General features: G+C 63.9%; 12 protein-coding genes and 1 pseudogene. 9 read left to right on the forward strand and 4 right to left on the reverse strand.

Annotation, left to right across the window (positions count from 1 at the left end; translation table 11 throughout):
* The first annotated feature begins 46 nt into the window (after window positions 1–46).
* Entirely contained in the window at window positions 47–607 is a 561-nt protein-coding gene (rsmD, locus tag MOV63_RS30690) for a 16S rRNA (guanine(966)-N(2))-methyltransferase RsmD (RefSeq protein WP_247039449.1), read from the forward strand.
* A 10-nt stretch (window positions 608–617) separates the two neighbouring features.
* Window positions 618–1,499 carry a patatin-like phospholipase family protein gene (locus MOV63_RS30695; protein WP_038540304.1) on the forward strand — a complete coding sequence of 294 codons (882 nt, stop codon included), beginning with the start codon at window positions 618–620 and terminating at the stop codon, window positions 1,497–1,499.
* 12 nt (window positions 1,500–1,511) lie between these two features.
* On the opposite strand, the gene MOV63_RS30700 is transcribed toward MOV63_RS30695, so the two are convergent.
* Window positions 1,512–2,117 (reverse strand): NAD(P)H-dependent oxidoreductase, encoded by a 606-nt coding sequence (locus MOV63_RS30700; RefSeq protein ID WP_247039451.1) that lies wholly within the window; start codon window positions 2,115–2,117, stop codon window positions 1,512–1,514.
* Window positions 2,118–2,196: 79 nt separating this feature from the next.
* On the opposite strand from MOV63_RS30700, the gene MOV63_RS30705 reads away from it, so the two are divergent.
* Window positions 2,197–2,817 carry a TetR/AcrR family transcriptional regulator gene (locus tag MOV63_RS30705; RefSeq protein ID WP_247039453.1) on the forward strand — a complete coding sequence of 207 codons (621 nt, stop codon included), beginning with the start codon at window positions 2,197–2,199 and terminating at the stop codon, window positions 2,815–2,817.
* Here MOV63_RS30705 and MOV63_RS30710 read toward each other — a convergent pair.
* Window positions 2,814–4,625: a monovalent cation:proton antiporter-2 (CPA2) family protein gene (locus tag MOV63_RS30710; RefSeq protein WP_247039455.1), complete on the reverse strand. Its 1,812-nt coding sequence runs from the start codon at window positions 4,623–4,625 to the stop codon at window positions 2,814–2,816. The two genes, MOV63_RS30705 and MOV63_RS30710, sit on opposite strands and share 4 nt — an antisense overlap.
* Before the next feature lie 104 nt (window positions 4,626–4,729).
* Here MOV63_RS30710 and MOV63_RS30715 point away from each other — a divergent pair, with 104 nt between their 5' ends.
* The 6 genes from MOV63_RS30715 (at window position 4,730) to lpxK (ending at window position 10,540) form a co-directional block, all read left to right on the forward strand.
* Window positions 4,730–6,076 (forward strand): TldD/PmbA family protein, encoded by a 1,347-nt coding sequence (locus tag MOV63_RS30715; protein WP_247039456.1) that lies wholly within the window; start codon window positions 4,730–4,732, stop codon window positions 6,074–6,076.
* 5 nt (window positions 6,077–6,081) lie between these two features.
* Window positions 6,082–6,885: a 3'(2'),5'-bisphosphate nucleotidase CysQ gene (locus MOV63_RS30720; RefSeq protein WP_247039458.1), complete on the forward strand. Its 804-nt coding sequence runs from the start codon at window positions 6,082–6,084 to the stop codon at window positions 6,883–6,885.
* A 61-nt stretch (window positions 6,886–6,946) separates the two neighbouring features.
* The gene (locus MOV63_RS30725) at window positions 6,947–7,189 is read left to right on the forward strand and encodes a DUF4170 domain-containing protein (RefSeq protein WP_007756862.1); all 243 of its coding nucleotides are present in this window, start codon (window positions 6,947–6,949) and stop codon (window positions 7,187–7,189) included.
* Between the two features lie 169 nt (window positions 7,190–7,358).
* Window positions 7,359–8,678, forward strand: coding sequence for a lipid IV(A) 3-deoxy-D-manno-octulosonic acid transferase (waaA, locus tag MOV63_RS30730; protein WP_038584121.1), 1,320 nt, complete (start codon window positions 7,359–7,361; stop codon window positions 8,676–8,678).
* Window positions 8,675–9,403 carry an HAD family hydrolase gene (locus MOV63_RS30735; RefSeq protein WP_247039460.1) on the forward strand — a complete coding sequence of 243 codons (729 nt, stop codon included), beginning with the start codon at window positions 8,675–8,677 and terminating at the stop codon, window positions 9,401–9,403. The genes waaA and MOV63_RS30735 overlap by 4 nt, the downstream gene beginning before the upstream one ends.
* Before the next feature lie 90 nt (window positions 9,404–9,493).
* Window positions 9,494–10,540, forward strand: a complete 1,047-nt coding sequence (gene lpxK, locus MOV63_RS30740) for a tetraacyldisaccharide 4'-kinase (protein WP_247039462.1) — start codon at window positions 9,494–9,496, stop codon at window positions 10,538–10,540.
* Here lpxK and MOV63_RS30745 read toward each other — a convergent pair.
* Together MOV63_RS30745 and MOV63_RS30750 are read right to left on the reverse strand one after the other, a co-directional pair.
* Complete coding sequence (locus MOV63_RS30745) at window positions 10,537–10,770, reverse strand: DUF2093 domain-containing protein (protein ID WP_038540327.1); 234 nt, start codon at window positions 10,768–10,770, stop codon at window positions 10,537–10,539. The two genes, lpxK and MOV63_RS30745, sit on opposite strands and share 4 nt — an antisense overlap.
* A gap of 66 nt (window positions 10,771–10,836) precedes the next feature.
* Window positions 10,837–11,563, reverse strand: a pseudogene (locus tag MOV63_RS30750) (DNA mismatch repair protein MutL); the annotation flags it as partial.

The following is an 11,563-nucleotide window of genomic DNA, read 5'->3' on the forward strand; positions in this document are numbered from 1 at the left end:
ACGCCCGGCCGGCGGCAAGCCGCGCACGCCGAGAGGGTAACGCGCAGTGCGGATCGTCGGTGGTGAATTTCGCGGCCGGTCTCTGGCCACGCCCAAAACGAGCGATATCCGGCCGACCATCGACCGGACGCGCGAAAGCCTGTTCAACATCATCGGCCACGTCTATCCGCAGGCGCTGGAGGGCGGCCGCGTGATCGACCTTTTCGCCGGCACCGGCGCCGTCGGGCTGGAGGCGCTGTCGCGCGGCTGCAAGAGCGCGCTCTTCGTCGAGAACGGCGTCGAGGGCAGGGGCCTGTTGTGGGAGAATATCGACAGCCTCGGCCTGCATGGCCGGGCACGCATCCTGCGACGTGATGCCACCAAGCTCGGCACGGCCAACAATATCGAGCCGTTTCATTTCCTGTTCGCCGATCCGCCCTATGGCCAGGGCCTCGGCGAAGGCGCCATGCTTTCGGCCCATGTGGGCGGCTGGCTCGCACCCGGAGCCCTTGCCATTCTGGAGGAGCGGGCCGACATCAATCCTGCCGTCGATGCCGCGTTCAAGCTTCTGGAGAGCCGCACATTCGGCGATACCCGCATGGATTTTTTCCGCTACCAGCCGACCTGAGGTCAGAGGAATGAATACGAGGCTTGCAGTTCCCGATCTCGAAGCCGTTGGAGCCAAGGGCGGCCTGACGTTTGCCATCGCTCTCGGCGGCGGCGGGGCGCGGGGCATATCGCATATCCAGGTCATCGAGGCGCTCGACGAACTCGGCATACGGCCGGTGGCGATTTCCGGCTCGTCGATCGGCGCGATCATCGGCGCCGGCATGGCGTCGGGCATGACCGGCCGCGAAATCCGCCAATACGCGCTGGAGACGGTCGGCCACCGCGGCACCCTTTTGAACAAGCTCTGGGGCCTCGGCCCGGCGACCATGCGCGACAAGCTCGGCGGTTTCCGTTTCGGCCAGTTCAATCTCGAACTGATCCTCGATGCCTTCCTGCCGCCGCAGGTGCCGGAGGATTTCGCCGATCTCGAAATCCCGATGAAGATCTCCGCCACCGACTATTACGGTCAGGCCGAGGTGATCCTCGAACAGGGCGAACTGCGTACCGCGATCGCCGCCTCGGCCGCCATTCCCGGCCTGTTCATGCCGGTCCGGGTCAACGGGCGGGTGATGATCGATGGCGGCGTCTTCAATCCCGTCCCTTATGAGCAGCTGATGGACGTTGCCGACGTGGTGATCGGCGTCGATGTGGTCGGTGCGCCGGAAGGCGACGGCACCCATGCGCCCAGCCGCATCGACAGCCTGTTCGGCGCCAGCCAGCTGACGATGCAGGCAAGCATCGCGCTCAAGCTGAAGCTCAATCCGCCGCACATCTTCCTTCGGCCGTCGGTCAACCGTTTCCGGGTGCTCGATTTCCTGAAGGCCCGCGACATTCTCGACGAATCCGAACACGTCAAGGACGAACTGAAGCGCGCCATCGATGCGCTTCATGCTGCGGCAGCCGAAGCCTAACGTTTGGGCTGGCTACGCGGCCTCGGTTTTCCGGGCAGCGCTGAAAACATTGCGGCCGATCCTGCGTGCGATCTCCGATGGGAAATCAGGTCTATCCAGCTCTTCTTCCAGGAGAAGCTCGGAGGACATCACCGGCGCGCCGCAATAATCGAATATCCCGTGATCGATCTGCGTTCTCATCGCGCCGAAATAACCATGCCGCGCATAAGTCCGCAGGTCGGCGCCGCCGATCGCGACCAGATGGATGGGAAGGTGGCGAAGTTTCTTCACCACTTTGGCGCCTTGTCCGTCGTCATAGGCCCAGCCGTTTGCGAACACGCGGTCGATCCATCCTTTCAAGAGCCCCGGCATCGACCACCAGTAGACGGGGTAGACGAGCACCAGGGCATCGGCACGGTCGATCCTCGCCTGTTCGGCCGCGACATCCGCCGGCGGTGGCGCCTCCCTGCGATGCGCCGCAAGATCCGTCTGCGTAAATCTCGGATCGAAGCCCTCCGCCGCAAGATCGGCAATCTCGAAAGAACCGCCGGACATGGTGACGCCCTCGGCCAGATGGGCGGCGACGTTATGGGTGAGGGATCCGGGTTCGGGATGTGAAACGACGATCAGCGCGTGCATGGCGATAACTCCTGCTGGCAGATTGAAACTGACGGGCAATGGCTATATACTTTTAGTAAGTTACTTTTGGTATATAGTCATGTCAAGCATCGAAATGAAGGAGCCGACCCGTCTCCGGCAGCGCCTCTCGCGGCAGGGAAGGCGCCAGCAGCTGATGGAGGTTGCGTGGCGCATCGTCCGGGAAGAGGGCACCGACGCCCTGACGCTTCCCCGGCTGGCGGAGCAGGCGGGCGTCGCAAAGCCCGTCGTCTACGATCATTTCAGCACCCGGCCCGCTCTCCTGGCGGCACTTTACGAGGATTTCGACAGCCGCCAGACCGCCATCATGGACGCGGCCCTGCAATCGGGCGCCCCGACGCTCGCTGGCCGGGCTGCGGTCATCGCCTCCTCCTATGTGGATTGTGTTCTGTTGCAGGGCCGGGAGATACCCGGCGTCATCGCCGCCCTGGCGAGCTCCCCCGAGCTTGAACGGATCAAGCGCGACTACGAGGCTATTTTCATGGAAAAATGCCGGCTTGCGCTTGTCCCGTTCGCAGAGGCCGGCCACATAGCGTCGCCTGGGCTCTGGGCCATGCTCGGTGCAGCCGAAGCGCTGTCCAACGCCGCCGCGAGCGAGGACATCACGGCTGCAGAGGCCAAGGACGAGCTTTCCGAGACGATCGTCGCGATGGTCGCAAGAGCAGGCGCCGTCCGGTCCTAGCCGTTCTCCGCAGTCGCGGGCTCCGGGCTCAGTTCGTCGTCGACCACCATCGACCGTTTCGGCTTGATCAGCGGCTCCGGTCGGACCGGGCTGTTGAACAGCATTTCGCGGCCGGCGCCGAGCCCCTGGACGGCCTGGATCTGCAGCCGCTCCTCGTCGCGCTGGCGGATATCGTCGCCGATCTCGTCGGTCTCGTTCTCGCTCATGCCGAGCGCTTCCAGCGTCTTTTTTCCGAACAGCAGGCCGGATTCCAGGGTCTCGCGCAACTCGTATTCGACGTTCCGATCCCGCAGCGACAGCGCATGGATGCGGTCGTAGGAGCGCACATAGAGACGCACGTCCGGAAATTCCGAACGGATCAGATCGACGATCTGGTCGGTCGTCTCGCGTTTCTGGGTGGTGACGGCAACGATCTTCGCCTTTTCGATGCCCGACGCGATCAGCACGTCCCGGCGCGTCCCGTCGCCGAAATAGATGCGGAAACCGAAGGAGGCCGCCTGGCGGATACGGTCGGCGGAATCGTCGATGACGGTTACCTCGCGGCCGCCGGCCAGCAGGATCTGCGCGGCGATCTGGCCGAAACGCGAAAACCCGATCATCAGCACGTCGGCGCCGGCACCGTCGAAATCCTCCTCCAGTTCCTCGCGGCTCTCACCATTGAGAAGCCGCTTGGAAAGTGCTGCGCCGAAGGGGGTGAGGGCCATCGACAGCGTCACGCCGGCGATCAGCAGCGAGGCGGTGGCCGACGAGAACAGGCCGCTGGCCGTTGCCGTGGTGAACAGCACGAAGCCGAATTCGCCGCCCTGCGGCAGCAGGAAGGCGATCCGCACCGCGTCGTTGTGCGGCGAACCCCAGAGCCGGGAAAGCCCGTAGACGATCAGCGCCTTGAGCGCCATGAAGATCGGCACCGCCGGCAGGATGAAGAAGATGTTGTCGAGGATGACGTGCACTTCCAGCGACAGGCCGACAGCCATGAAGAACAGCGCCAGAAGCAGGCCGCGGAACGGCTCGATGTCCGCCTCCAGCTCGTGCCGGTAAGAGGATTCGGCCAGCATCACGCCGGACAGGAAGGCGCCCATCGCCATCGACAGGCCGACCGCCTGCATCGCCGCCGCCGATCCCAGCACCACCAGCAGGGCTGCGGCGATCATCACCTCGCGCGCACCGGTGCGCGCGATGATCTGGAACATCGGCGTCAGGAGATAGCGCCCGGCAATTACCATCGCACCCACGGCCCCGACCGCGATTGCGAAATCCAGAAGTGGCGAGGCTTCCGTCTCCGTGGTTCCCGGCGCCAGAATGGTGATCAGTGCCAGCAGCGGCACGATCGCGAGATCCTGGAACAGCAGCACCGAAAACGACCGCTGGCCGTGCCGGCTGTTCATTTCGCCGTCGTCGTTGAGGATCTGCAGCGCAAACGCGGTCGAGGACAGTGCCAGGCCGAAGCCGACGATCAGGCTGCCGCGCCAGTCCGCCATATTGCTGAGATACGCCAGCCCGGTGAGCGCGAACCCCGAGATTGCCACCTGTGCCGGCCCGAGGCCGAACACGTCGCCGCGCATCTGCCAGAGACGCGAAGGCTTCAGTTCGAGCCCGATGATGAACAGCAGGAAAACGACACCGAATTCGGCAAAATGCAGCACTTCTTCCGTTTCGACGATCTGCTGCATGATCGGTCCGATGACCACGCCGGCGGCGAGATAACCGAGCACCGTGCCGAGTCCCAGCTTCCTGAACACCGGGGCGGCGATCACCGCGCCGGCAAGCAGGAGAAGCATTTGGGAAAATAGCGAGCCGGGAGCGGTCATGCGGGATACTTTCAGTCTAAGGTGGGATATCAAGAATCGGCGAGCCGCCCTTGATGCTTCTGACAGTGCACAATAAATGGGACGAGAATGAAAGGCTTGCAATCATGACCTCTGAAATCGATTCCGCCGACCTGCTTTCCCGCGCCAGCCAATTGATCGATCTAGCCAAGGCCGCGGGAGCGGATCAGGCGGACGCGGTCGTGGTTCGCTCCCGCTCCCGCTCCGTCAGCGTCCGCCTCGGCAAGGTCGAGGGCACGGAATCGTCCGAGAGCGACGATTTCTCGCTCCGCGTCTTCGTCGGCCGGCAGGTCGCCAGCGTCTCGGCCAATCCCGGCTTCGACATGAAGGTGCTTGCCGAGCGTGCCGTCGCCATGGCCAAGGTGTCTCCGGAAGATCCCTTCGCCTGCCTTGCGGACGAGGCCGATCTCGCCAGATCCTATCCAGACCTCGAGCTTTACGACCCGACCGACATCTCGACCGACGCGCTCCGTGAAGCATCGCTCGAAATGGAACAGGCGGCGCTCGATGTTCAGGGCGTCACCAATTCCTCCGGCGCCGGCGCATCGTCGGGCATGGGCGGCCTCGTGCTCGTCACCTCCCACGGCTTTTCCGGCAGCTATATGGCTTCCCGTTTCGGCCGCTCCGTCAGCGTCATTGCCGGCGAAGGCACCAAGATGGAGCGCGACTACGATTTCGACAGCCGCCTTTATGCCGCCGATCTCGACGATCCGAAGCTGATCGGCCGCCGCGCCGGTGAGCGCACCGTCAAGCGCGTCAATCCCCGCCAGGTCGATACCGGCAGCAATGTCACCGTCGTCTTCGATCCGCGCATCGCCCGCGGTTTCGTCGGCCATATCGCCGGCGCCATCAACGGCGCGTCGGTCGCCCGCAAGACCAGCTTCCTGCGCGACAAGATGGGCCAGCAGGTGCTGAAAGCCGGGCTCAGCATCACCGACGATCCGCTGATCGTCCGCGGCTCCTCTTCGCGTCCTTTCGATGGCGAGGGTGTGTCCGGCGAACGCATGGTGATGATCGAGGACGGCGTCCTGAACCACTGGTTCCTGTCGACCTCGACGGCGCGCGAGCTCGGGCTTGTCACCAACGGCCGCGGCGTCCGCGGCGGCACGGCTGTCTCGCCCGCCTCCACCAATCTGGCGCTGGAGCCCGGCGACATCTCGCCCGAGGACCTGATCAGGTCGATCGGCAACGGCTTCTACATCACAGAACTGATCGGCCAGGGCGTCAACATGATCACCGGCGAATACTCGCGCGGCGCGACCGGCTTCTGGATCGAGAATGGCGAACTCGCCTATCCCGTTTCGGAAGTGACGATCGCTTCCAATCTCAAGGACATGTTCATGCGCCTGACGCCGGCCAACGACATTGACCGAAAGTTCGGCGTCGCCTCCCCGACCATCGCCATCGAGGGCATGACGCTGGCGGGACGCTGATCCCGATGGCGGAAGTGCAGGACTGGGGCCAGGACCTCGAACTCATTCTCGACGCGGCGCGCCAGGCCGGCGAGATCGCCCACGGGTTTTTCGGCCGCTCGCCGGAAGTCTGGTGGAAGAACGAGGGCCGGTCTCCGGTCAGCGCCGCCGATTTTGCCGCCAACGACCGGCTGCTGAACCTGCTCCTGGCGGCCCGGCCGAACTACGGCTGGCTCTCCGAGGAGACCGACGACGATGTCGCCCGGCTTAGCTGCGAAACCCTCTTCGTCGTCGATCCGATCGACGGCACCCGCGCCTTCATCAATGGCGAGAAGACCTGGTGCGTCTCGGTTGCCGTCGTGCATCGCGGCCAGCCGGTCGCCGGCGTCCTGGTCGCGCCGGCGCTCGACGAGGAATTCTGTGCGGCGAAAGATGGGCCGGCGCTGAAGAATGGGCGCCCGATTTCAGTCACCGGTGAGCGCGCCAACGGCGAACTGGTTATCGCGGCCGACGAGAACCTCGTCAAGAAATTCGAACCGGGTTTTCGAGATGAAGTCCGCCGGGTGCGGCATGTGCCGTCGCTCGCATATAGGCTCGCCATGATCGCCGACGGCAGCATCGACGGCACGGTCGTCAAGCGCGCCTCCCACGACTGGGATCTGGCCGCCGCCGACCTTATCCTCGAACGGGCAGGCGGGCGCCTCATCGATCTTGCCGGCAACCGGCTCGTCTATAACCGTGAGAGTGTTGTCCACGAAATGCTGGCTGCCGGCGCCGAACATGCGCTCCGCAGCCTTTTGCCCCAGCTTGCCGGCCTTGCTCCGGGTTGACCTTTCCTTTGGAATGCAGCACAGGAAGAGCCGGGGGAGCTGGAACGGACGGATACGGACAATGACGGAAACGGGCGAAAAGAAACAACTTCTGCATCTGGTCTTCGGCGGCGAATTGCAGAGCTTGGAAGGTCTTCAATTCAAGGATCTTTCGGCGCTTGATATCGTCGGCATCTATCCCGACTACGCAAGCGCGCTCGTCGCCTGGCGGGGCAAGGCGCAGCAGACGGTCGACAACGCTCATATGCGTTATTTCATCGTCCATATGCACCGCCTGCTCGATCCTGATACTAAGTCGGCTTGAGATAAGCCTCGCGTTTTACAATGTGCTCGCAATGCTGGTCCCTCGCCTGGTATCGATCCCGGGGACCCTTTTTTGACGCATTTGTAAAACACAAAAAACTGGGCTACGGATGAGCAATCGGAGGGTCTATCACATTGATGGCGGCCATCACGCATCGGGGGCAAACACGGTGAGCAAGATTTCTGCGCGCCTCGCTCTCGCTGGCTACCGGGCGGCCGGTATTACGCTTTATCCGTTAGTCGGACCTTACCTTGCCTATCGGGCCATGAAGGGCAAGGAAGACAGGACCCGCAAGCTGGAACGGCTCGGTTATGCAAGCCTTGCCAGGCCCCGCGGGCCGCTGATCTGGGTGCACGCGGCAAGCGTCGGGGAAACCATCGCAATCATGCCGATGATCCGCGAGCTGCGGCGCCGCGAAGTCCACATCCTTCTGACGACGGGCACAGTGACGTCGGCAAATCTCGTCCGGTCACGACTGGCGGACGAGGTGATCCATCAATATGTGCCGCTCGACCTGAAATTCCCGATCAAGCGCTTCATCGCCTATTGGAAGCCCGACGCCTGCATCACGGCGGAGTCGGAGATCTGGCCGACGACGATCGCCGAACTCGCCCGCCGTCGCATTCCGCAGATCCGCGTCAATGCCCGCATCTCCGACCGGTCCTTCGATCGCTGGCGCAACCGCAGCTCGATCGCCGAGGCCATTTTCGGCAGGATGGCGCTGGTCATCGCCCAGTCGGATCTGGATGCCGAACGTTTCCGCGATCTCGGCGCCTGGCCTGTCATCACATCCGGCAACCTGAAGAGCGATACGGACCCACCACCCTGCGACGAGGCGCTGCTTGCAAGTTATCGCAAGCAAATCGGCAGCCGCCGGACCTGGGCGGCGATTTCGACCTTCGACGGCGAGGAAAAGGCGGCGGCGACTGTGCACAAGGCGCTGAAGCCGAAAAACGGCCAGCTGACCATTCTCGTGCCGCGCCACCCGGATCGCGCTGACGCGGTCGAGGAGATGCTGAAGGAAGCGGGCCTCACGGTGGCGCGCCGCTCGCGCAACGACGTGGTGACGCCAGAGACCGACGTGTTTCTCGGCGACTCCATCGGCGAAATGGGGCTTTACCTGCGCTTGACCGAAATCGCCTTCGTCGGCAGGTCGCTGACGAACGAAGGCGGGCAGAACCCGCTGGAGCCGGCCATGCTTGGCTGCGCCGTGCTTTCCGGCCCGCACGTCCAGAATTTCCGCGACGCCTATCAGCATCTGGTGCGCAAGGGTGCCGCCCGCATCGTCAAGGATGTCGAGATGCTGGCAAAGGCCGTCCATTACCTGATGATCAACGACCTTGCCCGCGTCAAGATGATCGATTCCGGCCATGACGCGATGGAAGAGATGCGCGGTGCCCTGTCGAAGACGATCAAGGCGCTGGAGCCCTATGTCAATCCGCTGACGGTGAGCGCAAGGCTGCAGCCGAAAGCCGCCGCCGTTCGATGACCCCGGAAAAGCTCGCACACATCGCCGGTATCCTGTTCGACAAGGACGGCACGTTGTTGCTCTATGACGAAAGCTGGGGACCGGTGAACCGCGAGGCGGCCCGGATCGCTTCCGCCGGCGATACCGAGCTCGAGCCGCAGCTTCTGTTTTCCGGCGGCATGGACCCGGTATCCGGCCACACCCGCCCGGACAGCCTGCTGGCCGCCGGCAATGCCGCGGAAATCGCTGCCGGCTTTGTCGCCGCCGGCTCGCCGATTGACGTTGCCGAACTCACCCGACTGCTCGACGACCTCTTCATCCGTTCGGCCGAGTTTTCGGTGCCGGTCACCGATCTGGCGTCACTGTTTGCCAAGCTCAAGGCGCGGGGCTTCAAGCTCGGCATCGCCTCCAGCGACAACGAACAAGCGATCCGCCAGACCGCCATCCGCTTCGGCATCATCGATCATGTGGATTTCGTCGCCGGCTACGACAGCGGGCATGGCGTGAAGCCGGGGCCCGGCATGGTGCTCGGCTTCTGCCGCGCCACCGGGCTCGATCCCGCCGAGGTGGCCATGGTCGGCGACAACAATCACGACATGCATATGGGCGCGAGCGCTGGCGTCGGCCTGAAGGTCGCGGTGCTGACCGGCACCGGCTCCCGCGAGACGCTGTCGGCCTCGGCGGATATCTGCCTTGCCGACATCACCGCGCTCATGGACCTTCTGCCGGAAAAGCTTCACGCCTGAAGCGGGCTTTGGTTTCAAGGACTTGCCTTTTTTCAAAAAGTGCCATTTTGTTCGCGGGCTGTTTCAGGATGGATCAGCCGGAGTTTGGGTATGGTATCGGAAGCACCGCCATTCTGGTGGACGAAAGCGGATTGGCGTGCCTGGGGCCTTGCCCCCGTTTCTTTTCTTTATGGCCGGATCGCCGGCCGGCGCATGGCCAAAGCCAAGCGCGCCAGCATTCCCGTGCCGGTTATCTGTGTCGGCAATTTTACGGTCGGCGGCGCCGGCAAGACCCCGACCGCCATCACCCTTGCCCGAGCGGCAAAAGAAAAGGGCCTGAAGCCCGGTTTCCTCAGCCGCGGTTACGGCGGTTCGCTTGACGTCACGACCGTTGTCGACCCCGAACACCACCGGGCCGAGGCGGTCGGTGACGAGGCGCTGCTGCTCTGCCGCGAGACGCTGACGGTGATTTCCCGCACCCGCGTCGAGGGCGCCCACAGGCTGGTTTCGGAAGGCGCCGACCTGATCATCATGGACGACGGTTTTCAGAGCGCCCGCCTGGCGCTGGATTTCGCCCTCGTCGTCATCGATACGGTGCGCGGCATCGGCAACGGCCATCTGGTGCCGGGCGGTCCGGTGAGGGCGCCGATATCCGAGCAGATGCGCCAACTCTCGGCCATTCTCAAGGTCGGCAACGGCGAGGCTGCCGACAAGCTGGTGCGCCAGGCGGCTCGCGCCGGCAAGCAGTTCTATGTCGCGGCGCTGAAGCCGCGCGAAAATCGCGAGATCGCCGGCAAGGCGCTGTTCGCCTTCGCCGGCATCGCCGATCCGGAAAAGTTCTACCGCACCGTCAGAGAAGTCGGCGGATTGGTCGTGGAAAAACGCGCCTTCCCGGACCACCATTATTTCAGCGAGGACGAAATCTCGGACCTGCTGGACGATGCCGCGAAAGACGATCTGACGCTCGTCACAACAGCCAAGGATGCGGTGCGGCTGCAGGGCCATCACGGACGCATGGAGCAACTGGCGAGAAAGGCAAGCGTCGTCGAAGTCGACATGGCGTTCGACGATCCACAGGCGCCGGGCAAGATCATCGATACGGCGATCGCCAATTTCCGAGAGCGGCGCATCCGGGAAGGAAATGCGGTGAAAGCCTAGCCGCGGCTCTGGTTCGGCAGCATGCCGGCGCGTTTGTCGGCTTCCAGCGAGGAGGCGCAATCGACATAGGGCTCCTGCCGCGCGACGCTCCAGTAACGCAACTCGTCGATCGGGATCTGCGCGCCGGTCATGGCGCATATCACATAGGAGCCGGCGGTCAGGATCTGGTAGTCGCCGTCGAGATAGCGGATCTTCGCTTCGCGGAATCCGCTTCCCTCGAACCGGTTCATCTGTCGTCTCCTGCGGAAAAACATGGCGCCTGCTCTATCCCGATTGTCGCTGAATTGCCAGCTTTTTCAGCTTCGGCCGAAGAGCCGTTCGATGTCGGAAAGCTTGAGTTCGATATAGGTTGGACGTCCGTGGTTGCAGGTGCCGGAGCCGGGCGTCGCTTCCATCTCCCGCAACAGCGCGTTCATCTCCTCCGGCCTCAGCCGCCGGCCGGAACGCACTGAACCGTGGCAGGCCATGGTGGCGGCGACATATTCGAGCTTGCCGCGCAGGCCCCCGGCGGTGTTCCATTCGGCGATCTCGTCGGCGAGGTCGCGGACCATCGAGGCGGCATCGACTTCGCCGAGCATGGCGGGCGTCTCGCGCACCGCGACGGCACCGGGGCCGAAACGCTCGATCGCCAGACCCAGCCGGTCGAGTTCCGTCGCATTCGCCATCAGCCGGTCGCAGTCTTCCTCGGGCAGGTCGATGATCTCGGGAATCAAGAGCACCTGGCTCGCCAGCCGCTTGTTGTCGAGCGCCTTGCGCATCGCCTCGAACACCAGCCGTTCATGAGCGGCATGCTGGTCGACGATGACCAGCCCGTCCTCGGTCTGCGCCACGATATAGTTTTCGTGAACCTGCGCCCGTGCGGCGCCCAGGCGATAGCGGGGGGCGTCTTCGGCAGCGGTCCTTGGAGCGGCTTCCGCGATCACCGTGTCGGCGCGCGCAGCCGGCATGGTCAGCACGTCGACACCGGATTGCGCCGGTTCGGCAAAGCCGTTGGCCGGCTGCGGATGGAGCGGCCTGAAGGGC

It is taken from the genome of Neorhizobium sp. SHOUNA12A (genome assembly GCF_023006505.1).
Classification (GTDB): domain Bacteria; phylum Pseudomonadota; class Alphaproteobacteria; order Rhizobiales; family Rhizobiaceae; genus Neorhizobium.